Here is a 22,061-nt window from a genome sequence, read left to right as displayed (position 1 = left end):
CCCGCCGCCGTCAGCCTCGCTGCCGGCCGCGCCGGTGGTACAGCGCGAACCCCAGCCCCGCCGCCCCCGCCGCGGCCATGCCGCCGCCCGCGGCGATCAGCGGCACCTGGTTGCCGGTGGAGACGCCCTCGGCACCGGCCCTCACCCCGCCCTTGGGGGCGGTCCCGGTCGTGGTGGCGGGCTTCTCGTGGCCCTTGCCCCGGCCGTCGACCGTGTACTTCTCGATCAGCTTGCCGTTGAAGTCGTACACCCGGCTGTCGCCGCCGTGCTTGCCGTCGACGACGACGAACTTGTAGAAGCCCTTGCCGGCGTTGACGATCTTGTACGTCCAGCCGTCGTTCAGCGTCGACGGGTTCTTCAGGTCGAGCGACCCGAGGACGTTCCCGTTCGGCATGGAGATCACGGCGCGCGGCCCGTCGGTGGTCTTGACCAGCTTGGCGATGCGCCCGTCGGGCATGGTGACGCGCGCGGTGGAGAGGACCTTGGCGTCGCCCTTCTTCTCCCTAGCGCGCTCGTCCGGCTTCTTCTCGTCCTTCTTGGCGTCGTCCGGCTTCGCCTCGTCCTTCTGCCGTTCCTGCTGCTGGTCCCGCCGCTGGTCCTTGGTGTCTTCCTGCTGACCGGCCGCGCCCGGGGTGGCGTCGGCCGCGAAGGCCGCGCCGGTCGGCAGGGCGAGGGCGGCGATGGCTCCGGTGGCGATGGCGGCGGTACGAATGGTGCGACGGGTGGCGCGCATATCGGTGGCACTTCCTCGAAACTCGGCGGTCTTTATGTCGTGTCCGTGGCCCTTTGCGGCGGTGACACCAGAGAAGTTACGAGGGCGATGTCTGGGTCATGCGTAGGCAAGGTAACGACCGACCAGCTGCTTGGCCTGCAGAAACGTAAATACACCCCGTTTCAACCAAAATGGCACGCAGTGCACCGACTCCACTACCCAGCGCTTAACCCGTGGCCTGCGATACGGCATTCTGTGGCCCGTGAAGAGGCGGGTGGGGCAGGTGAGGCAGGTGGGACGACCGATGCGTACGGGGAGAGGCACGGCGGCCGTGGCCGCGCTGCTGGCCACGGCCCTCGGCGCGGCGGGCTGCGACTCGGCCGCCTCCGCCCACCACCAGGACCCCGGCCGGACCGCGGCGGCAGCCGCCGGCCAGCCCCGGCCCGTACCGCACGGGCGCGGCAGCCGCGTCCCGTACGACTTCAACGGCGACGGCCACCGCGATCTGGTCGTCAACGACCTGGCCAAGCGCGACAGCTACGCCGACGACGCGGGCATCGCCGTCGTCTACGGCACCGGGTCCGCCGCCCGCCCCCTCGAACCGGGCGTGCGCCAGGTGCTCACCACGCGCCGCGACGCGGCCCCGGTCGGCGGCCGTCCGCCCGCCACCTTCGACGCGGAGGCGGCCTGTGACCTGGACGGGGACGGGTTCTCCGACCTGATCGTCACCACCGACCCGCCGTACGACGGCGTCGGCCGCCCGCCCGTACCCCTGCAGATCCTCTTCGGCGGCCCCGGCGGGCTCACCGGCCGCGCGGTCGTCCTCGGCATCCCGGACCGGGCGCGCTGGGGCAACGACTGGCCCGACCACCCCGTCTGCGGCGACTTCGACGGCGACGGCGCCACCGATCTGGCGGTCACCGCGACCGGCGGGCGGGTCAGCTTCCTGCGCGGCCCCTTCCGCCGCACCGGCGCCCCGCGCGCGGCCGGGCCCTCGCTGCCCGGCGGCGGCCCGGTCCTGGAGGCCCCGGCCCCGAGGGCGGACGTGAACGGGGACGGCTACGACGACCTGGTGGTCCGCGCCTCCGCCGCGCCCGGCGCCCGGGGCCGGCTGCTGCTCGGCGGCCCCGACGGCCCGGCCCGCCCCGGCGGCGCCGCCGCGCCCGTGCGCCGCCCGGTGCCGCCCGCCGCGGCCCTGCCCGGCTCCGGCCCGGCGCCCGTGACCGAGGTGCTCGACCACGCGGACCTCACCGGCGACGAGGTGGCGGACCTGGTGGTCCGTACGCACCGGGGCGCGACCCGGGACCTGGTGGCGGTGTACCGGGGCGCGGGCCGCGGGTGGGCGGCCGAGCCGCTGGTCACGTTCACGACGGCGGGCTGGGGCTGAGCGCCGGTCGCGCACCCGCCGCCCCTTCCGGGTCGCCTTCCGCGAGCCCCTAGGGGATGTCACAGCTCAGCCGCAAACTCGGTCGGTTCCGGTCGCCCCGGCTTGGCGCCCCGTCAGAACAGGTACGTTCGAAAGCGTGGCTGGATTCAGGATGGGACGGGGCAACCGGGACGACCGGAACGACCCGCGACGACAACCGCAGCGGCAGGGGCAGGGCGGCCAACAGCAGTGGCAGCCCGGCCCCCAGCAGCGTGCGCAGCAGCAGTACGGGTACGGGCAGCAGCCGCAGGGCCGACAGGCACACGGCCGGCCCGCGCCGTACCCGCAGCAGGGCGAGCCGGAGTACTTCGGCGAGCCGTACGGCCAGGACGGCGGCTACGACGCCCACGGCCAGGACGGCTACCGTCAGGACGGCCGCAACCGTCGCCCCCAGGGCGGCGGTTACGGGCCCGGCCACGGCCAGGGCATGCCGCAGGGGTACGCGCCCGCCCAGGACCCGTACGCCAACAACCCGGGCCACACCCAGGCGTTCAGCATCGGCGAGGACCCGTACGGCTCGGGGGCGACCTATCGCGCCGGTGCCGCCGCCGCGCCCCCGGCGGGCCCCCGGCTGCGCTGGAAGGAGCTGCTGCGCGGCATCGTGATGCGCCCCGGGCCGACGTTCTGGCAGATGCGCGACTACGCGGTGTGGGGACCGGCGCTGACCGTCACGTTCCTCTACGGCCTGCTGGCGATCTTCGGCTTCGACAAGGCCCGCGAGGACGTCATCAGCACGACGCTCTCCAAGGCCGTCCCCGTGGTGCTGACCACGGGCGTGGTCTTCGTGGTCGGCGGCATGATCCTGGGCGCGGTCACCCACACCCTGGCGCGCCAGCTCGGCGGCGACGGCTCCTGGCAGCCCACCGTCGGCCTCTCCATGCTGATCATGTCCCTCACGGACGCGCCCCGGCTGGTCTTCGCCCTCTTCCTGGGCGGCGACAACGGCCTGGTGCAGGTGCTCGGCTGGGCGACCTGGCTGGCGGCGGGCGCGCTGTTCACCTCGATGGTGAGCAAGTCGCACGACCTGCCGTGGCCGAGGGCCCTGGGCGCCAGCGCGATCCAGCTGGCGGCGCTGCTGAGTCTGATCAAGCTGGGCACGATCTAGCGGCGGCGGCAGCCGCCGAGGGCGGTACGGGGAGGGGCCCGGGGTTCTGAGAACCCCGGGCCCCTCCCCGTACTCCCACCCACCGGTGGGACCTACGCGTCCAGCACCTGGCCCTCGCGGCGCACGACGGGCGGCTCGACGCTCCACGGGAAGTTGATCCAGTCGTCGGTGCGCTTCCAGACGTACTCGCACTTCACCAGCGAGTGGGACTTCTCGTAGATGACGGCGCTGCGGACCTCGGCGACGTGCTCCACGCAGAAGTCGTGGACCAGCTTCAGCGTCTTGCCGGTGTCGGCGACGTCGTCCGTGATCAGGACCTTCTTGCCGGAGAAGTCGATCGCGTTCGGGACCGGCGCCAGCATGACGGGCATTTCGAGGGTGGTGCCCACGCCGGTGTAGAACTCCACGTTCACCAGGTGGATGTTCTTGCAGTCCAGCGCGTAGGCGAGACCGCCGGCGACGAAGACGCCGCCCCGGGCGATGGAGACCACGATGTCGGGCTCGTAGCCGTCGTCCGCGATGGTCTGCGCGAGGTCGCGGATCGCGCCCCCGAACTTCTCGTAGGTGAGGTTTTCCCGTACTGCGTCGCTCATGGTCTTCTCGCTGCCGCTCACACCTGGGTCCGATGGAAATTGAGGTACGACCGCGAGGCGGTCGGACCGCGCTGGCCCTGGTACCGGGAGCCGTACCGCTCCGAGCCGTACGGCGACTCGGCGGAGGACGTCAGCCGGAAGAGGCACAGCTGCCCGATCTTCATGCCCGGCCAGAGCTTGATCGGGAGGGTCGCGAGGTTGGAGAGCTCCAGCGTCACGTGCCCGGAGAAGCCCGGGTCGATGAAGCCGGCCGTGGAGTGCGTGACCAGTCCGAGCCGTCCCAGCGAGCTCTTGCCCTCCAGGCGCGACGCCAGGTCGTCGGGGAGGGAAATGACCTCGTAGGTCGAGGCGAGCACGAACTCACCCGGGTGCAGGATGAACGCCTCGTCCCCGTCGGGCTCCACCAGCCGGGTGAGGTCGGCCTGCTCGACGGCGGGGTCGATGTGCGGGTACCGGTGATTCTCGAACACCCGGAAATAGCGGTCGAGCCGCACATCAATGCTGGATGGCTGGACCATGGATTCGTCGTACGGATCGATACGGACGCGACCCGCGTCGATCTCGGCCCGGATGTCCTTGTCTGAGAGAAGCACGTCCCGAGGATACGCAGGGTGCGCGGGCCGCCCGTAATCGGACAGATCCGCGCGCGCCACGGCGAAGGGGTCGGGGGTGCGGCGGGGGCCGTGCAGCGGGGCCGGCCGCGGCGCCCCGGACGGGATCCCGCCGGGCCGCGCGCGATCGGCACGCGGCGCGGCGGACCTACCTCGGACGGAACGCCCCCCCCGGCCGGACCGCCCCGGCGGACGGACCCCGGCGGACCGACTCGGCGGAGGACCCCGGCGGACCGACCCGTCGGACCGACCCCGGCGGAACTGCGTCGGCGGACCGCCCCCGGACAGAACCGCGTCGGACGGCACTGCGTGGGACGGGCCCTAGCGGCGCCGCTCCCCCACGGGGACGGCGTGCCGCAGGCGGGCGCAACGGGGGCACCGGATCAGCCGACCGGGCCCGAGGCGCTCGGCCCCGAGCTGCTGCATCGGGAACGAGTCGGTGGCGAAGACGTGCCCCTCGGCACAGCGGACGACGGTGCGCTCCAGCGAGTCCATCAAGTGGCTCAAGTCCCTTCCCCAACAGCAATCATGGACGAAGAAACCACCACATTAAGGGATGAACAGGACGCCCCTCCAGGCGGCACTCCGACCACCCCGAGACCCCCCTCGAACGCCCCACACGCTACGCCCCAACTCCCGCCCCCCGCGCCGGGATCCAGCCACTCCACCCCCACCCGAACAGCACAAGACCCCCGGGCTCATACGCGCGGGGGCCGGCATGGGGTAAGGTGAGCAGCGATGCGATTCCCTTCCGGGGGATGGCGCACGCGAGTGTAGTTTAATGGTAGAACATGAGCTTCCCAAGCTCAGAGCGCGGGTTCGATTCCCGTCACTCGCTCCATAGAGAAACCCCAGGTCATCGATCTGGGGTTTGTTTGTTGTCTAGACCACTTGCGGGGCGCGTGCCATTTACGTGCCACAAGGCGCCGATTACCGCCCCGAACTGGGCGGCGCAAGCCCCTTCATGGAGGCACATCGACGGATCGTCTCGAATCCTGAGACGCATTTCATGTGACCTGCGCCACTCGCGCGGTGGACTGAGGCTCGTGCGCAGGCGCGAAGTGTCTTCATGTCCGACGACAGGAACGTGACAGCGCCAGACTCGACGAGCATCGGTCCCGGCGCCGCACTGGTCACGCCCCTCGGAAAGCCGCGTCCTCCGCAGTGCCGCACGGGAGGACGGGGTGGGCGGTCCCCCTTCGCCTGACGGAAGCCCAGCATCCGATCTGGCGAGGAACCTATTAGGGAATCCCGCTTCGCGGATGATTCCCGCATGCATCCCACTGAGTTGGTGACCCGTCAGGCCGAGGCGATCGTGAACCGTCTCGGCCTGACGGGCCGGTGCGAGATCTCGGTCGTAACCGTTGGATACGCCTCAACAGCCATCGCGGGGGAACTGGGGCACCCCAGCACTCCGCCGCCCTTCCCCGCGGGGGCCTACAGCTCCCGGCTTGCTGTGCAGTCAGGACCGCTCGACGACGAGCCTCCCCTGGACGACGGCATTCACTTGCTGGTGACCGCCGCTGACGAGTCGACACGGGTCCACCTGCCACCGGGCATGGATGACGTCGAAGCTGTGGTGCTCCTGGCTGACCGGCTTCAGAACTGGGCCATCGAGCTGACACATGGCCAAGCCCTGCCACCGTGTCCAGGGCACCCGCACCCGATGTCCGCTGCCGCAGTGGATGACTCTGCGGCCTGGGTATGCCCCGCCCGCCCCGAACAGGTGCTGCTCCCGATCGCCTGACACGCCGGCCCTGCCACGGCGCGGCTCCGAGCCGATCCGAACCGAACCGTCACTGGACGAGGGTCGTCAGGCGACACACCGCGGGAGCGGGACCAGCGGGGCACCCGACCAGCCCTGCGGGTACTCATGCTTCCCGCACGACGGAGTCGTCGGTTGTGTCGTGTGCGCGCGGGACGAGGGGGTGGACGGTCGCCCCTTCGTCCCCCGCGTGCTCGGCCGCCTCCGCTTCCGCGCGCTGGCGACGCACGTCGACGTCGATGGCTCCGGCGAGCTTGCGCTGGTGCTTGCGCGTCGAGTGCTGGTAGATCAGCTGGGCCCGCTCCGAGGAGTGGCCGGCGCGGACCATGAGGTCCTTCATCTTCGCGCCGGTGTCGGCGGCGATGGTGTTGCCGGTGTGCCGCAGGTCGTAGAAGCGGAAGCCTTCGGGCAGGCCGACCAGGTCGCGGGCTTTGCGCCACTTGCGGCCGAAGGTCGTCCCGCGCAACCGGGCCCCGCGCTCGCCGACGAAGACCAGCCCCTCGGGGCCGGCCTCGGCGAACCAGTCGAGGTGGCGGCGCACGTCCAGGTGCATGAAGCCGGGAAGCGCGATCTCCCGTTTCCCCGCACGGGACTTGGGGGCGCCGATCACCCGGCGGCCGACGTTCAGCTCGGGCGCGGCCCTGCGCACGTAGAGGGCACTGCCGTCCGGGGCGATGTCCTTACGGCGCAGCTCGGCCAGTTCCTCCGGTCGCATCGAGGCGAAGGCTCCGAGGAGAATCATCAGCCGCCAGCGGATGCCGATCGCCTCGGCCACCGCGAAGACCTGCTCGACCGAGGCGACCGGGCGCTCGTCCGCCTCCTCCTTGCCCGCGCCACGGATCCTGCAGGGGTTGCGGCGGATCATGTCGTCGTCGACGGCAGCCTCCATGACGGCCTTCAGCAGCCGGTATGCCTTGGCCACCTGCGTCTTGCCCGTGGCCTGGAGACGCTCAGCCCGCCAGGTGCGGACCTTGGCAGGGCTGATGACGTTGACGTACTGCTGTCCGAACGCCGGGGCGAGGTGGAGCCGCAGCAGGCGGCGGTAGAGCTCGTCGGTCGTCGGCGCGACGCCGCGCTCGTCGATCCAGCGCTTGGCGTAGTCGGCGAACAGCACCTCACCGGCACTAGGGTCGAGCCAGTCACCGCGCGACTGGTCGGCCTGTATCTGTGAGAGGAAGACCTCGGCGTCCTTCTTCGTCTCGAAGGTCTCCGGGGCCGGGCGCAGAATTCCGTCCGTGCCGGGGTACCGGGCCTGGTAACGCCCGGAGGGCAGCTTGCGTATCGCGCCGAAGCTGCGGCGCGGCGCCTTCTGGCGCGGGCGCCCCACTAGGCCGCCCGCCCGTAGCGGGAGCGCCGGGTGCGGACCGGCTCGACCGTCCGCTCCTCGATGTACGCGGCCAGGACGCTGTCGGCGATGCGGACGTGTTTGCCGACCTTGACGTAGCGAATTCGGCGCTCGGACACGAGGCGGCGGATAAAGCGCTCGCCGACACCAAGGCGCTCGGCGGCCTCGACGACACTCAAGAGACGGTCAGCCATTCAGGGTCGCCCCCTTTACCGAGCGGGGACCGTCGCATGCCGCTTTCCCACTCTTCCCGCTTGTTCAATCAGCAGAGTGGGTGTTCCGGACAGGGATGAAGGGCGATCGGCGCAAGAGTTTTCTCTCGTGAAATAGGCATGGATATGGCATAGGGCGAACCGGCAATCGCACCGGGAACCGCAATGGTCCGGAGAAGCCCCGGTTTCGGAAACCGGCGATCGTCGGCTATGTTGCGCCCCGCCCCGACCGGCTCCGGCCACACGGGAAGGTCCGCGAGCAAGGTCTGAGGAAGGGTTCCGAGGGCTGCGGCGATGGCGACGAGATCGTCGATGTCGCAGCGCCTGACCGTGCGTTCGATGCGGGAGAGCGCGGTGAAAGTCATGGGCCGGCCGAGTGCGGTGACGCGGGCGGCGAGCTGGCGCTGGGAGTAGCCGCGGGCGACGCGGGCGCGTTCGATGGCGTGGGCGGCGGCCTGTCCGGCGGGTCCGATTTCGAGGGGGCGTGGCGGCATGGATGTGTTGTAGCTTGCGCGCCGGGCGCTGGGAAAGGCATTCCCGTCTGCTGTGAGCGATGTCCCGAACGTCGGGTATTTTCCGGGAGATTTCGGTGACCGGGTTTTCGGGTTTACAGTCCGCAGACCGGCATCCCGGTTTTCTTGGATTTCAGAGCCGAGTCTGGACTTTCACGCACCGAGTGTGGCTGTGTTGTCCATCCACCCCGGCTCCGCCGGTTTCGCTGCCACCGACTTCGAAAGGCGGTCGATCGACATCGCCCGTATCCGCACCATCAAGCCCGAAGCCTTCGAGTCCGAGGACCTCGCGAGTGTCTCGGTCACCGCGATGGTGACGTTCTTCGGGCTGCTCACCCAGTCCGACGACGCCGGGCGCTTCCGGGACCATCCGGCGGTCATCGCCGGGCGGCTGTGGGCGCTGCGCCGCGAGCACACCCCCACTGACGTCGCCGACGATCTGGAGCAGCTGGCCCGGGCGGGGCTGGTCTGCCGCTACACCGGGTGCGACGGCAAGCGGTGGCTGCACATCGTCACCTGGGACCGCCACCAGCGCATCAACCGGCCGAGCGATTCCCGTCTGCCGCGCTGCCCGGCCCACGACGCCGTGAAGGCGTGCGGGGAATGCGAGCGCCCCCAGTGCCCCACCGCACACCGCGCACTCGCACCTGCCGCGGACACCCGGGAGCTGCTCGACGCCGCCGCGAGCGCAGCCCCCGGAGCGGACGGCGAGGCGGGGGCACCCCGCTTCGCCGTCGAGCCGCCGGCCCCCCTGAGCACCGACGCCCCAGCCACCGACGCACCCCAGACGTCCACACCCATCGTGGTCCAGGGCGCCCCTGCCATGGTGACCCAGGTCACCATGACGGCGCCGACTATGACCCAGGCCACCAAGCCCATGGTGATCCAGGCCACCGTCCCGGTCGAGGCCGCAGTCGAGACGATTGGCGCGCGCCGTGCTCCCGCGCCCGCCGCCACTGTCCCGCCGGATGACGAATCCGCAGCTCAGAGCCTTCCAGGGGACGAGGGTGTGGTGATGGGGGCCGCATTCAGTGAGGCTTCAGGTACTGGATCTAGGATCTTGGATCCTGGATCTTCCCGTAGGGGGCGCGAGGCGCCCGCGCCCGATGCCGCCGCCGAGCAGCAACTGCCGGATGGGGTGGGTGCGGGTGCGTGGTCGGCCAAGCGGCTGATGAGCGAGTACATCCGGGCCTGCCCCGGCGGTCGCGCGCCGAAAGCGTTCCTGGGCCACCTGGGCAAGCAGATACGGCTGCTGCTGGAGGAGGGCTACGGGCCCGACGTGCTGCGCCCGGCCCTGGAGCGGCTGCGGGCCAAGGGCCTGCACCCCAGCGTGCTGCCCTCACTGGTGAACGAGGTCCTCAACGCCGAGCCCGTCCCCGCGCCGTCGCCGGGCTGGAGCCTGTCGTCCGCCTCCGGCGCGGGGCCCTGGGGCCACGCCTCCTCCCCCACGGCGTACACGCCGTACCTCAACGCCAGCGAGCCGACCGGGATCTTCGGAGTCGCCCTGTGACCACCCTCGCAGCTGGCCCGCGCACGAGCGGCGAGAGCCCGGCGATGGCCTGGATCGCCCGCAAACTCGCCGAACGCCACATCACCCTCGACCCCACCACCCCCGAGGCGGACACCCCGGAGCCCTCTCCGGCGCTGGAGGCCGCGCAACTGCGCATCCCCCTCGCCTACCGCACCGCCCGCGTCACCCACCCGCAGGTGGCTACGTGGGTGGAGGCTGTCGCCGGTGCGGCGGTGGCGCCGGGCGATGATCCGCTGGCGCCACACTTCGGCACCACGGGGCGGCGCCGGATCGCCCACGGGCCCAGCCTGCTGCTGTGGGGCGACACCGGTGCGGGCAAGACCCACCAGGCATACGCGGCGATCCGGGCGCTTACCGCGGCCGGGTGCGGCGTGCACTGGCAGGCCGTCAAAGCCGCCGACCTGTACGGGCAGATGCGCCCCCGCAGCGGCACCGACCCCGAATCCCTGCTGCGCCGCATCGCGCGCACCCCGCTGCTGCTCCTCGACGATCTGGGGGCGGCGAAGAACAGCGAGTGGACCGAGGAGATCAACTTCCGGCTGCTGAGCCGGCGGGCCGAGCACCACCTGCCCACCCTGATCACCACCAACCTCGCCCCCCCTGCGCACCGAGCACACGGACCCCCGCCAGCCGGTCCTGCGCGACCGGGTCGGCGACCGGATCCTCTCCCGCCTGTCCGGCATGTGCACGCCGGTCCATCTGGACGGCCCCGACCGCCGGTACCGCATCGCCGCCTGAGCGCGATCGCGCCCACGCGCCGCATCAACCCGGACCGGACCGAACCCGGACGCAAACCGGCGCCCGGCCGGGCCGCCGCACCGAACCTGGGCCACGGCGAACCCGGACCGGAGGGAACCCGGACCGCGTCCGACAACCTGGACCGGACCGAACCCGGACGGGACAGAAACCGAAGGGAACCCGGACAAGGACGGGGACGGTCCGGTGCGCCGAACCCGGACGACCCCGGAAGCAGGCCGGACGGCCCCACCGAGCCCAGACGGCAACCCGGACCGGTCCTAACCCGGACGACGGCGAACCCGGACGGCGCCCGGAGCCAGGCCGGACAGCCCCACCGAACCCGGCCGACAACCCAGACCGGAACGAACCCGGACGGGAGCGGGAACCGGTCCGTACCCGGACGGCGCCGCGTCCACGGACGGTCCGGGCGAAGGTCGCCGCCGGGTGCCAGCACCGCTCCGGACCGGTCCGGCTGTCCGAGGACGAGGCCGTCGCCCGACTCCTGCCCCACATCCCCGCCGTCCTGGCCGAAGACGGCAACACCCAGCTGACCCGGGACCAACTGCGGCGCAGCATGCGCGCCCAGGGCATCCCGCTCAGTAATGACCACCTCGGCCCGGTCCGCAAACGCCAGCGCACCGAATTCACCACCCCCACCCCTCGTTGATAGGGCCCGAACCACCCGATGAACAACGCAACACCGCCCGGCACGCCGAGCCCATACCAGCCCATGACGCGGGTCGAATCCCTTGCTATGGACGGCAGTTCTCCACACGGCATCGCGCTCCCAAGCGGAGCAAGTTATCCCTTTGGAGACTCCACCGGTGGCGGAGTCTCCAAAGGGCCCCCCGCCCCGGGAGGGCGGGGGCTCGTCCGGCGCCGGGGGACGCCGGACGAGGAGGCTGTGACCGGGGGCGGCCCACAGCCAGGAGATAACCAGCAGCCCGCCGCGCCGCCGCGCAGCGCACCGTCGTCTGCGTCGTCGCGTGCGCGCCGCCGTCCCTACCAGCGCCGCCAGCGTCCCCATGTGCGCACCACGCGCCTGAGCAACGACGAACTTGCCCACATCACCGCCGCCGCCCAGGCTGCGGGCGTCACCGTCGCCGGCTTCCTCGCCCGCGCCGCGCTCGGTGCCGCCCGTGATCTCGACCGCGCCGCCGCTGCGGTGGCCGGTGAACGCGAACTGGTCGCGGAACTGTTCGCCGCCCGCCGCCACCTCGGCCACGTCGGCAACAACCTCAACCAGATAGCCAGAGCCATCAACTCCGGTGACCGCCCCACTGATACCCACCTCGACGCGGTCCTCGATGCAGTGCAGCGGGCCACCACTCGCGTCCAGGCCGCCACCGACCACCTCCTCCAGCACCGCTAGGAACAATCCACATCTCATGGCCCCCAAGATCCACAAGCCCGGAACGCGCACCCTCGGCCTGCACGCCTACCTCTACGGACCGGGCAACGTCGAAGAGCACACCGACCCTCACCCCGTGGCGCCTGGAACCACGCCGCCACCGACCGGCACCTCATCGACGACGAGTGGACAAAGGTCGCCCGCCGCACGGTGACCGCTGCCGGGATCGACGGCCCCGGACTGGGCGCGGGCGGCCCACGGGTGGCCCGCGCCACGCCAACGACCACACCCTGGCTCGTGCCCTGAGTTCGCCTCAAGGCGCCCACCGTATTCGTCACTGTGACGTCAACTTGACTGAACCCGGCTGCTGTTCAGCACAAGTCTGCGATGCTGGAGGCCGATCGAGAGGGGCCGCAGCAATGCAGTGGAAGATCCACGGGGAACGTCCGATCTACGAGAACAAGTGGGTGAACCTCTGGCTCACCGACGTGGAGACGCCGGACGGGCACCGCTGGGAACACCACGTCGTCAAGCTCCGCCACCTGGCCGTGGCCGCCGTCGTCAACGACCACCAGGAGGTCCTGATGATGTGGCGCCACCGGTTCATTACGGACGCCTGGGCCTGGGAACTCCCGATGGGCCTGGTGGAAGCGGACGAGACCCCTGGCGAGGCTGCCGCCCGTGAAGTCCTGGAAGAGACCGGCTGGCGGCCAGGTCCCGTGAAGCCCCTCATCTACGCAGAACCGGCGAACGGCATCACTGACTCCCAGCACCACCTGTTCCGTGCCGACGGTGCGACGTACGAGGGGCCGCCGACCGAGAAGAACGAGTCGGACCGCATCGAGTGGATCCCGTTGACCGACATCCGGGGCATGATCGACCGCCGGGAGATCGTCAGCAGCGGTTCCCTCGTCGGCCTGCTCTACGTCCTCATGGAGGAAGGCGTCCGCTGACCGGGTACCGGCAGCACTTCACGCAGTCGCGCCTCGAAGGCCACCGCGGCCGGCACTTCGCGATGCGGCGCAAGTTGCTCGTAGAACTCGCGAAGGTGCCCGGCCACCCGCTCCGAGGTCACTGCGGCGGCGGGCGCCAGCGCCTGCGTCGCCGTATGGCACGCCTGGTCGACCTTGCCCTGCTGGAGCTGCGTACGGGCGAGCCAGAAGGCGTGAAAGGCACGGCCTCGCTGGTTGGCTTGGCCCTCGCGCTCCAGCGCATCCGCGATCAGTGGTTCGGCGATGGCGGGCTCCCCCAGACGGGCATGTGCGATGCCGGTGTCCACGATGAGCTTCGGCTCGTCGAAATACGCCACCCATGCCGGGTCCGGGTCCCCGGGCCTGATGTGCTCGAACTGGCCGTGTGCCTCGGAGATCGCCGTGTGCGCGGCCCTCTTGTCGCCCAAGGTGGCGTGGGCGAATGCTTCGCGCATGGTCAGCATGGCCTGCACTCTCGGCGTCGTTCCGCTCGCGACGCGGGCCTGGTCCTGGGCGGCGGACGCCAGCGCAAGGGCATCCGCCGGCTTGTCCTGGTAGGTCGCTTGCAGGCTCAGGCAGGCGAGCACGTTGGCCATGAACGGGTGGTCGTTGATTTCCCGTGCCAGTTGCAGGGCCTCCGAGAAGTAGGTACGCGCCTGGTGGTACTGGCGGGCGTCGAAGTACGTCCACCCGGTGAGCCGTGCCAGTTCCGCGGCGATGCCGTACAGGCCGTGCCGTAGTGACATCGGCCGCTGATCCTTCAGCAGCCCCTCGACATAACGCAGCTGGCCGACAACGGCGGGGCGTAGGGTCTCGCCCCCGTGCTCGTCGTCATGCCGCCAGTAGTCCTCGATGGAGGACCGGAAAGCCTGGAGAGTGGACGGGCTCAGATTGCTACCGGTGGCCAGGGTCAGGATGCCGTCCACTTCGGCCCCTGGTAAGGCGGCCAGGGGACTGGGCGCGGCCGGCGGATGAACGGGCTCCGCTGGATTGCGCTCGGCAACGGCGAGCGCGGTCGGCGTCTCCCACTCCCGTCGTGCCAGCCCGAGCATGTGCCCCGGGATGCGCAAGCCGTCGGCGATCCGCTCGATCACGTCCATGTGGAGAAGTTGCCGCTGGCCCGCGATGACCTCACCCACCCGGCTCGGTGTCAGCTCGCACTGCCGCGCGATCATGGACGGGTAGATGCCCGCGCGGGCCTTGAGCAGTCGGAAGATTGTCGCGAAGTCGCGTACGCGGCACGCCTCCAGCATCTCCGGATCGGTGAGCAGACTCGCCGGGAGTTCCTTCGCATGACGTGACTCGGGCATCGGGCACGCTCCGGAGGAGTCTACGGATGGCTTCAAGGGCTCAACCGAGCGTGATGGTACCCAAGTTGGGTAATCCGCTGGACCTTTCTGCCCCCTGGCCCTGATCGCGATCCTTCTGCACATGGCGAAGCGACCGAGGACGACCGCCTCGAACGACTCGGCGGGCACTCCTGACACGCAGCGAACGACGATCGGGAAGACCCCTGGCCCGGGCTTCAAGCCCCGCGTCCTCATGAGCATCCGGGTGTCACGGGACTCGGGCCGAACGTGGTCACCGGGGACGCGGGTCCTGGAAGGAGACCGCTACGACCTCCTCTCCAACCCCGGGCGCTACCCCCCGTGCAAGTGCCCGCGTTGCGGCGGCACGGCCTTGTCGGCCCGATCCCTGCGACCGGCCCCCGTCGAGACGGGGGCGGCGTGAGGGGCGGCTGCCCCCGGCCCCGTGCCCGTGGCCCCCGGGGCTGGCGCCAGCCGCTCGCCGTTCTCCTGTACGTCATCGCCGTCAGCGCCCTTGTGATCACCCTGGCCATGGCCGGGGATCCCAGTCGCTGACCCACGGACGTCCGTCCCGAGATCCCCGCACGTCACGGGGCGGAGGCACCACCGCAGTGCCCCGTCGGGTTCCCGGCGGAACTCATCGAGATCAGAGAGGAGTACGGAATGAACGAGAACGCTCCCACCGAAGAGAACAGCAGTCTGGTGATCGGTGTCCGCCGCATCGCCGCAGACCGCTCGCGCACCGAGGAAGCCTCGGACAACACGGGCGGCAGGTCGGACATGAACGACACCTGATCAACCCAGGAGACCCACGGTGACTGATTCCGCATCGTGGGCCGAGCGTCTGGGCGGGGACACGTTCCTCGCCCAGACGTGCTTCCGGGCCCACAAAATGATCCCCTCCGACGGCATCATCCGTCCCCCGCTACTGGGCTGGGACGACCTCAACGAGATCGTGGCCGCTCACCGGCTCGAACCGCCTCGGATGCGGCTCTCCCGCGCCGGGGAAGCCGTGGCTGCCACGGCCTACTCGAAGGCTCCAAGCGGTGGAAGATCTACAGCCCCACCCGCGTGGCACCTGCCTGGCGGGACGTCGAAGCACCCCAGGCCCCTGCTGGCGACCCGATCGCGGATCTCGTCCTGGCGCCGGGGGACGTGCTCTATCTGCCGCGTGGCTGGTGGCACGCCGTCAGCGCCGACCGGGGCACCGCCTCGCTTCACCTCACTTTCGGGCTCGCCACTCAGTCCGGCGCCGAGTTCCTGGGCTGGCTGTGCGACAGCCTCCGGGCGAGCGCGACAGTCCGGGCAGACGTACCGCGTTTCGGGACTTCGCAGGAGCGGGCGGACTGCCTGGCCGCGGTACGGAAGGAGGTTCTGGCCGCCCTGGACGACCCGGGGGTTCTGGACCGCTGGCAGACGTCACTGGACACCACGCACCCCGGGCGTCCACGTCTGTCGCTGCCACACCTCACCGGCGTTCCTGCCGAGCCGCGCATCACCGTCCAGGCCACGGTGCCCCGTGCCCGGATCGACCAGGACGACGAGACTGTGACCTTCGCCGGGGCGGGGAACGAGTGGACCTTCGCCCTGCCCGTCGCCCCGGTTCTCCGCCTCCTCGCACGTGGCGGGCCAACCACCATGGCGGACCTGGCCGCCGAGTCCGATCTCACCCTTGCTCAGGTGGCAGAGGTCGTCTCCGCGTTGGTTGCCGGTCAGGCCGTCGCCGTGGTCGGGGGCGCCTCGTGACCGCTTCCCTGGGACTGGGGACGTACCGGGTGCGCGCTGTCGAACAGGCGGCCCGCACCGCGTGCGCCGACGGGGCGGTTTGGATCGACACCGCCCCCAACTACGGCGGCGCCCACCAGGCGCTGGGCCCTGTCATCTCCGACTGCCCGAGCGCCCTGGTGGCAACGAAGACGGGGTTCTTCATGCCGGAAGAAGGTGAGGCCGCTCTCCGGGCCGGACTGCTCACCGCTGCCCAAGTCCGCACCGGACACAGCCTCGACGCCGCCTTCATCCGCTGGCAGACAAAGAGGTCCCTGGCCGCTCTCGGCCGGGTCGACCTGGTGTTCATCCACAATCCGGAGCGTGCCGGCCTGCGCCCCGGGGAACTGCACCCGGCGCTCCGTGAGGCGTTCGCGGTCCTGGAGGAGTTCGCCGGCGCGGGCAGGATCGGCGGGTACGGCGTGGCTACTTGGTCGGGGTTCCTGCACGGCACCTTCACCGTGCCCGAACTCCTGGGCCTGGCCACCGAGGCCGCTGGATCGGGTGAACATCACCTGCGGGCCATCCAGCAGCCGGTCAGCCTCGTCATGGCAAGACCGATCGCCCACGCCCTCGACAGCCGGGGCCCCCTCGTCCTGGCACATGCGGCGGGACTGATCAACTTCGGCTCCTCTCCCCTGCACGGCGGCGAGCTGCCCGGCCTCGTCACACCAGCACTCGCCGACTTCATCCGCCCGCGTGCCTCACCGGCCGCTTCCTGCCTCCTCGTCGCCGCCTCATGTCCGAACCTGGACGTGGTACTGCTGTCTACGAGCACCGCCCCTCACTGGGCCGCCGCAAAGGCCGCCATCACCGCCCCGCTCGATCCGGGCCATCTCAGGAAGGTCACCGATGTACTCGCCCACGGATGAGAGCACCAGGGCACGCATGGAGAATGCCCTGGCCGACGCCGCTGCCCGCCTGTCCACCACGACCATGGGTGCGCCTGCGTGGGGATGGCTGGGCCGCACCATCGGCAGCCGCACCGAGGGCGGACACTGGCTCCGCATCCACTGCGGCGAGGCCGCCAAGACCACCACCACTCGGAACGAGGGGATCGCACTCGCCGAGGAACGCGTGTCCGACAAGGTGCCCCGCCCGCACCTCCACGAGCTGTACCGCTGGGACAGCGGCGAGTACATCTTCGAGGCAGAGCTGATCGACTACATCGCCCAGCCCGTCATCTCGCCGGAAACACCCGACCTCACCCGCGACCCGCACCTACCGGACTCATGGTGGACCACCTTGCGGGAAAGCCTGGACGCCCTCAGCACCGCCGAACCGCCCCGCGAAACCATCCGTCAGTCCTGGGCCGACCGAGCCTTCCCCGAGTTCCTGGGCATCCCCGCGCCGGCCATCACCGAACGCGTCACCGGCCACGCCGATCTCCAGTGGGCCAACCTCACCCATGACCCGCTCGTCATCCTGGACTGGGAGCGCTGGGGCGCCGTCCCCGTCGGCTACGACCCCGCGATGCTCTACGTCAACAGCCTCCGCGTCCCCGCCGTCGCCGACCGCATCCGCGCCGAGTTCGCCCACGTACTCGACACCCCCGCCGGTCGGATCGCCGAACAGATCGCCCTCGCCGAGATGCTCCAGGCCGTGGGCCGCGGCTGGTACAGCAAGCTGGCCCCGCTCCTGCGGCACCGCGCGGAGGAACTGACCGGGGTCCGCCCTCCCAGCCCGGCTCCTGCTCCATCTACCGCCTGACCGGCAGCAGCACCCCACCTCCGGGCCCCGGCGCTTCTCCGTGGCTCCGCGGCTCAGATGCACCATCCCGCGGATGGCGCCGCTATCGCCTGGTGGCAACAGGGCGTTGGACTCCACTCGGCCAACACCGACTGCAAGGCGCAGCCCTGGCAGGTGTGGGCGGCCGACCCGGCCACCACGACGAGCCGCTGGACCAACCGGCCCACGATGCGCACCAAATATGCGACGCCCACCGAGACGAAGGGCAACCCCGCCTGCGGCGCGGACGGCTGGATCAACGCTGACGTCACCTCGCTCGTGCAGACCTGGGCCTCGGCCAAGGCGCCGCAGTCGACTATGGGCCTGACTGCGGCCGACGAGTCGTCCGTCGCCCAGTGGAAGCGCGTCAACTCCGCGAACGCCACCAGCAACCCGCCGAAGCTCACGGTCACCTACAACTTCCGACCGCGGTCGGGGAGCAAGTCGCATCCAGCGTGCTGCATCTTTCCGGGAACGGGCCCGCATTCCGGTCAGAGTCGCTGCCGGTCACTCATCCACCGCGCGCGACGGAACGCTGTTGCCGGGCAGAGGAGGGCGAGAGCCCGCAGGAGTGCGCCCGCGCGGGAGACCAAGTGCCTCGGCACACCACCCTGCAAGGCGGCATCCATTGGACGCTTCAGCTGGTCAGGGGGAGGCAAGCGCTCAAGTACTCCTTCATTCCCAAGCGTCAGAGCGCGGGTTCGATTCCCGTCACTCGCTCCACGACAAAGGCCCTGGTCAACGACCGGGGCCTTGTTTGTTGTTCAGGCACCCCTGCCCGACGGCGCTCAACGGCGCTTTGGAGGCGGCCGTCGCCGCGTATCGGCGACGGCCGCCTGCGCGCGGAGTTGCCCCCCTCATCACGGGATCCGCGCGCGCGGATCGTCCTCGCGGCCAGTGGGGCAGCGCGGGAGTGTGGCCCCAGTTCGAAGAGACCGGGAGGACGCGGGCCGGGAGCCGTCCACGTCCCTTGCGGGACGGGTTCCGGCCGCTTGACGAATGTGTCTCTCCCGACCCGGGGGCAGGGGGTCGGAAACCGCCCACCGCACAGGCCGACACTGCTGCCTCTGCCTCGATGGGCGTGGAGTTCCTTGCTCCGCAGCCTAGGGCGAACCTTCCGTGGGCAACAGCCCGCGAATCGGACTGTGCGGCGGGAAACCGAGCCCGTGCAGGCCCGGCCCCGGTTCACTGGCGGGCGCCTGCCGAACGTCCCGTCCAGGGCGCCCGACCGCCTCGTCCAAGGTGTCCGCCACCGCGAAGACCTCGTCGAGCCCCAAGACGCGGAGCATCCTGCGAATGCCGGGACCGGGACGTACGAGGGTCAGGCGTCCGCTCCGTTCCTCGACGCGTCGCCGTGCACGGCACAGCATCCCCAGCCCGCAGCAGTCCATGAACTCGACAGGACCGAGATCGACCACGATGTCGACACGCGGCCCCTCCGTGAGTACGTCCATCTCGGCGGTGAAGCGCAGGACGACGGCCATGTCGATCTCACCCAGCAGTTCGACGACGGTGCGCCCTTCCGTCTCACGGACACGCATCTGGCGGACAGAGGAGTGGACAGAGGACTGGACAGGGGGAACGGGCTCCCGGGGCATCGCGCCATCTCCGTAGGGGGTCGCGAGATGCCCGCCTCAAGGGCGAAGCGGGCGTCGATGGAGGTTCTCGGCCACCGGGAGCACGGGTGACGACGGGGCGACTCTAGGCCGACCCAGGTCAGGAACAGGACGCCTCTCGAACAGAAACGCTTCTCCTTGGCGGGCGTTCCGCCTTTCGGGTGTACTTTTGAGAATGACCTTGATGAGGAGCCCAAAGGGTGCAATCAGACCAGGCAGTCACCCCGGACGGCGCAGGCCGTAAGCACGGGGGCCTGTCGACGTCCTCGGCTCCTCACCCACCGGCCCGGTTCGGTTACGCTCGTGAGGTGACGCGCGAACGGCCACCCGCAGATCACTACGGCGTCCTCGCCGTCGCATCGTCCGCAGGCGGCATCCAAGCACTGAGCGCCCTGCTCGGGGCGCTCGACCCGGAGCTGCCGGTGCCCGTGCTGGTGGTCCAGCACCTCGATCCGAAGCACCGGACGGTGCTCGCCCAGGTCCTCGCGCGCCGTACCGCCCTCCCGGTCAAACTCGCCGAGGCGGGGGAGCGCGCGCGGCCCGGCACCGTCTACATCGCCCCTCCCGGCCAGCACCTCCTCGTCGGATCCAGCGGCTTCCTGAGACTGTCCACCACCGAGGCCGTCCACTTCGTACGCCCCTCCGCCGACCGCCTCTTCGCATCGGTCGCCAGCGCCTACGGTCCGGCCGCGATCGCCTGCGTCCTCACCGGCACCGGCCGGGACGGAGCCACCGGAGTCGACACCGTGAAGGCGCACGGCGGCACGGTGATCGCCCAGGACCCGAAGACCGCGGAGTTCCCCGGGATGCCGCAGTCGGCCGTGGACACGGGAGCGGTGGACTTCGTGCTACCTCTTGAGGAGATCGCCGCGGTCGTGCGCGGACTTGTCGAGGCCGAGAGGCAGTGATGGGCGGACCGCAGGACGCCGAGAGCAACGAGGCGCTGGAGGAGCTGCTCGGCTTCATCAGGGAAGCCCGCGGCTTCGACTTCACCGGCTACAAGCGCTCGACGCTGGCCCGGCGCATCCACAAGCGGATGACGGACGTCGGCATCGACTCGTACCCGGACTACCAGGATCTCCTGGAGACCAACACCGACGAGTTCGGCGCCCTCTTCAACACCATCCTGATCAACGTCACCTCCTTCTTCCGCGACCCGGAGGCGTGGACGCTCCTCCAGGACGAGGTCGTTCCCCAGCTGCTCACGACGCTCGACCCGGAAGAGGAGATCAGGGTGTGGAGCGCGGGGTGCTCCAGCGGCGAGGAGGCGTACTCGCTGGCCATGATGTTCGCGGAGACGCTGGGCATCGAGGAGTGCCTGCGCCGGGTCAAGATCTACGCGACGGACGTCGACGAGGAAGCGCTGCGCGAGGCCCGTTCCGGGCTGTACACGCCGAAGGCCCTGGAGTCGCTGCCCGCCGATCTGCGGGAGAAGTACTTCGAGCAGAACAGCGCGCAGTTCAGCTTCCGCCTCGACCTGCGGCGCCGGGTGATCTTCGGGCGCCACGACATCACCCGCGACGCCCCGATCTCCCGGCTCGATCTGCTCGTGTGCCGGAACACGATGATGTACTTCAACGTCGAGGCCCAGACGCAGATCGTCGACCGGTTCCACTTCGCCCTGCGCCCCGGCGGCTTCCTCTTCCTCGGCAAGGCCGAGATGCTGCTGAACGACAGCGAGCGGTTCGAGGTCGTGAACATGCGCCAGCGCGTCTTCCGCCGCCGGGCCGGCAGCAAGGGGCCGACCTACAGCCCCGCTCCCCTGAAGCTCAGGGCCGCCACGGGCACCGAGATGCACTCGGTGGCGCGCACCCGCCAGCTGCGCGACCTGGTGCTCGACGCCGGGCCCACCCCGCTGATCGCCCTCGACGCCGACGGAACCGTCGTCGCGGTCAACAGCCAGGCGAGGATCCAGCTCGGCCTGACCACCAGCGACATCGGCCGCCCCTTCCAGGACCTGGAGGTCTCCTACCGGCCGGTCGAACTCCGTTCCCTGATCGACCAGTCCACGCACGAGCGCCGGACCCTGCGGGTCAACCGCGTCGAGCGCCGCGGGGCCGAGGACGTCCAGTACTGCGACATCCTTATCCAGCCACTCTCCGGACCCAACGGGCTGCACGTCGCCACCGTGATCTCGTTCACCGACGTGACCGTCGCCACGCAGCTGAAGGCCGAGGTCAAAAGGGTCCGGGAGGAGCTGGAGACGGCGTACGAGGAACTCCAGTCCACCAATGAGGAACTGGAGACCACCAACGAGGAACTCCAGTCCAGCATTGAGGAACTGGAGACCACCAACGAGGAACTCCAGTCGACCAACGAGGAGTTGGAGACCACGAACGAGGAACTCCAGTCCGGCAACGAGGAACTGGAGACGATGAACGAGGAGATGCGCATCCGCACGGACGAACTGGACGAGGCCAGGGCGTTTCTGGAGGCGGTCCTCACCAGCATCGCGGCGGGTGTGGTGGTCCTGGGCAAGGACCTGAAGGTGAAGAGCTGGAACCGGGGCGCCGTCGACCTGTGGGGACTGCGCGCCGACGAAGTGCTGGACCGGCCCTTCTTCGACCTGGACTTCGGCCTGCCCACCAAGGAACTGCGACCCGTCGTGGAGCGCTGCATGGAGACCCGCACCCGCTCCGGCCCGCTCGGTGTGGAGTCCCTCAGCCGCATCGGCCGGCCCATCACCTGCGACGTGTTCTTCTCCCCGTTCGGCGGCAACCACGGCGGCGTCGTCCTGATGATGGAAGAGAGCCGAAACAACACCTCCGACTGAG

At 70.3% G+C, this 22,061-nt stretch carries 21 protein-coding genes, 1 tRNA gene and 2 pseudogenes; 15 read left to right on the top strand and 9 right to left on the bottom strand.

Annotated elements, in window-relative coordinates; all coding sequences use genetic code 11:
* Positions 1–10 precede the first annotated feature (10 nt).
* Positions 11–733 (bottom strand): hypothetical protein, encoded by a 723-nt coding sequence (locus AB5J87_RS18845; protein ID WP_369377964.1) that lies wholly within the window; start codon positions 731–733, stop codon positions 11–13.
* A 283-nt stretch (positions 734–1,016) separates the two neighbouring features.
* Here AB5J87_RS18845 and AB5J87_RS18840 point away from each other — a divergent pair, with 283 nt between their 5' ends.
* Positions 1,017–2,099: an FG-GAP repeat domain-containing protein gene (locus AB5J87_RS18840; RefSeq protein WP_369377963.1), complete on the top strand. Its 1,083-nt coding sequence runs from the start codon at positions 1,017–1,019 to the stop codon at positions 2,097–2,099.
* Between the two features lie 136 nt (positions 2,100–2,235).
* On the top strand, positions 2,236–3,243 hold the full coding sequence (locus tag AB5J87_RS18835) for a Yip1 family protein (RefSeq protein WP_369377962.1): 1,008 nt from the start codon (positions 2,236–2,238) through the stop codon (positions 3,241–3,243).
* 92 nt (positions 3,244–3,335) lie between these two features.
* Here the strand turns inward: AB5J87_RS18835 and AB5J87_RS18830 are convergent, their stop codons facing one another.
* The 3 genes from AB5J87_RS18830 to AB5J87_RS18820 all read right to left on the bottom strand — a co-directional run bounded on the left by AB5J87_RS18830 (position 3,336) and on the right by AB5J87_RS18820 (position 4,954).
* A complete protein-coding gene (locus AB5J87_RS18830; protein WP_369377961.1) occupies positions 3,336–3,836 on the bottom strand; it encodes a phosphoribosyltransferase in 501 nt (166 codons plus the stop codon).
* A 17-nt stretch (positions 3,837–3,853) separates the two neighbouring features.
* Entirely contained in the window at positions 3,854–4,429 is a 576-nt protein-coding gene (gene dcd / locus AB5J87_RS18825; protein WP_344069025.1) for a dCTP deaminase, read from the bottom strand.
* Positions 4,430–4,768: 339 nt separating this feature from the next.
* Positions 4,769–4,954 carry a hypothetical protein gene (locus tag AB5J87_RS18820; RefSeq protein ID WP_369383777.1) on the bottom strand — a complete coding sequence of 62 codons (186 nt, stop codon included), beginning with the start codon at positions 4,952–4,954 and terminating at the stop codon, positions 4,769–4,771.
* A 260-nt stretch (positions 4,955–5,214) separates the two neighbouring features.
* On the opposite strand from AB5J87_RS18820, the gene AB5J87_RS18815 reads away from it, so the two are divergent.
* Both AB5J87_RS18815 and AB5J87_RS18810 read left to right on the top strand, forming a co-directional pair.
* A tRNA-Gly gene (locus tag AB5J87_RS18815) sits at positions 5,215–5,288 on the top strand.
* Between the two features lie 432 nt (positions 5,289–5,720).
* The gene (locus AB5J87_RS18810; protein ID WP_369377960.1) at positions 5,721–6,194 is read left to right on the top strand and encodes a hypothetical protein; all 474 of its coding nucleotides are present in this window, start codon (positions 5,721–5,723) and stop codon (positions 6,192–6,194) included.
* A gap of 124 nt (positions 6,195–6,318) precedes the next feature.
* Here AB5J87_RS18810 and AB5J87_RS18805 read toward each other — a convergent pair whose 3' ends face one another.
* From AB5J87_RS18805 to AB5J87_RS18795, 3 genes and pseudogenes are all read right to left on the bottom strand, one after another.
* Complete coding sequence (locus AB5J87_RS18805; RefSeq protein WP_369377959.1) at positions 6,319–7,539, bottom strand: tyrosine-type recombinase/integrase; 1,221 nt, start codon at positions 7,537–7,539, stop codon at positions 6,319–6,321.
* Entirely contained in the window at positions 7,539–7,751 is a 213-nt protein-coding gene (locus AB5J87_RS18800) for a helix-turn-helix domain-containing protein (RefSeq protein WP_369377958.1), read from the bottom strand. Before AB5J87_RS18800 ends, AB5J87_RS18805 begins: the two co-directional genes overlap by 1 nt.
* 296 nt (positions 7,752–8,047) lie before the next feature.
* Positions 8,048–8,263: pseudogene (locus AB5J87_RS18795) on the bottom strand (helix-turn-helix domain-containing protein); the annotation flags it as partial.
* Positions 8,264–8,519: 256 nt separating this feature from the next.
* Here AB5J87_RS18795 and AB5J87_RS18790 point away from each other — a divergent pair.
* The 4 genes from AB5J87_RS18790 (at position 8,520) to AB5J87_RS18775 (ending at position 12,854) form a co-directional block, all read left to right on the top strand.
* Positions 8,520–9,791 carry a hypothetical protein gene (locus tag AB5J87_RS18790; RefSeq protein ID WP_369383581.1) on the top strand — a complete coding sequence of 424 codons (1,272 nt, stop codon included), beginning with the start codon at positions 8,520–8,522 and terminating at the stop codon, positions 9,789–9,791.
* Entirely contained in the window at positions 9,788–11,101 is a 1,314-nt protein-coding gene (locus tag AB5J87_RS18785; RefSeq protein WP_369377957.1) for an ATP-binding protein, read from the top strand. Before AB5J87_RS18790 ends, AB5J87_RS18785 begins: the two co-directional genes overlap by 4 nt.
* A 476-nt stretch (positions 11,102–11,577) precedes the next feature.
* Entirely contained in the window at positions 11,578–11,922 is a 345-nt protein-coding gene (gene mobC / locus AB5J87_RS18780; protein ID WP_369377956.1) for a plasmid mobilization relaxosome protein MobC, read from the top strand.
* 398 nt (positions 11,923–12,320) lie between these two features.
* A complete protein-coding gene (locus AB5J87_RS18775) occupies positions 12,321–12,854 on the top strand; it encodes an NUDIX hydrolase (protein ID WP_369377955.1) in 534 nt (177 codons plus the stop codon).
* Here AB5J87_RS18775 and AB5J87_RS18770 read toward each other — a convergent pair.
* Positions 12,824–14,182: a helix-turn-helix domain-containing protein gene (locus AB5J87_RS18770; protein WP_369377954.1), complete on the bottom strand. Its 1,359-nt coding sequence runs from the start codon at positions 14,180–14,182 to the stop codon at positions 12,824–12,826. The two genes, AB5J87_RS18775 and AB5J87_RS18770, sit on opposite strands and share 31 nt — an antisense overlap.
* Before the next feature lie 660 nt (positions 14,183–14,842).
* On the opposite strand from AB5J87_RS18770, the gene AB5J87_RS18765 reads away from it, so the two are divergent.
* From AB5J87_RS18765 to AB5J87_RS18745, 5 genes and pseudogenes are all read left to right on the top strand, one after another.
* Positions 14,843–14,974, top strand: a complete 132-nt coding sequence (locus AB5J87_RS18765) for a hypothetical protein (RefSeq protein ID WP_369377953.1) — start codon at positions 14,843–14,845, stop codon at positions 14,972–14,974.
* Positions 14,975–15,250: 276 nt separating this feature from the next.
* Positions 15,251–15,925 (top strand): cupin domain-containing protein, encoded by a 675-nt coding sequence (locus AB5J87_RS18760; RefSeq protein WP_369377951.1) that lies wholly within the window; start codon positions 15,251–15,253, stop codon positions 15,923–15,925.
* Positions 15,922–16,815 (top strand): aldo/keto reductase, encoded by an 894-nt coding sequence (locus AB5J87_RS18755; RefSeq protein WP_369377950.1) that lies wholly within the window; start codon positions 15,922–15,924, stop codon positions 16,813–16,815. The genes AB5J87_RS18760 and AB5J87_RS18755 overlap by 4 nt, the downstream gene beginning before the upstream one ends.
* Positions 16,796–17,653 carry a hypothetical protein gene (locus AB5J87_RS18750; RefSeq protein ID WP_369377949.1) on the top strand — a complete coding sequence of 286 codons (858 nt, stop codon included), beginning with the start codon at positions 16,796–16,798 and terminating at the stop codon, positions 17,651–17,653. Before AB5J87_RS18755 ends, AB5J87_RS18750 begins: the two co-directional genes overlap by 20 nt.
* A gap of 114 nt (positions 17,654–17,767) precedes the next feature.
* Positions 17,768–18,115: pseudogene (locus AB5J87_RS18745) on the top strand (DNRLRE domain-containing protein); the annotation flags it as partial.
* A gap of 659 nt (positions 18,116–18,774) precedes the next feature.
* Here the strand turns inward: AB5J87_RS18745 and AB5J87_RS18740 are convergent.
* A complete protein-coding gene (locus AB5J87_RS18740) occupies positions 18,775–19,212 on the bottom strand; it encodes an STAS domain-containing protein (RefSeq protein WP_369377948.1) in 438 nt (145 codons plus the stop codon).
* A 383-nt stretch (positions 19,213–19,595) separates the two neighbouring features.
* Between AB5J87_RS18740 and AB5J87_RS18735 the strand changes: the two genes are divergently transcribed.
* On the top strand, positions 19,596–20,195 hold the full coding sequence (locus tag AB5J87_RS18735) for a chemotaxis protein CheB (protein ID WP_369377946.1): 600 nt from the start codon (positions 19,596–19,598) through the stop codon (positions 20,193–20,195).
* Complete coding sequence (locus tag AB5J87_RS18730) at positions 20,195–22,060, top strand: CheR family methyltransferase (protein ID WP_369377944.1); 1,866 nt, start codon at positions 20,195–20,197, stop codon at positions 22,058–22,060. The genes AB5J87_RS18735 and AB5J87_RS18730 overlap by 1 nt, the downstream gene beginning before the upstream one ends.
* Position 22,061: the final 1 nt, after the last annotated feature.

This window comes from Streptomyces sp. cg36 (genome assembly GCF_041080675.1).
Taxonomy (GTDB): domain Bacteria; phylum Actinomycetota; class Actinomycetes; order Streptomycetales; family Streptomycetaceae; genus Streptomyces.
The sequence above is the reverse complement of the archived record's forward strand: the minus strand, read 5'-3'. Positions and strand labels throughout refer to the sequence as shown.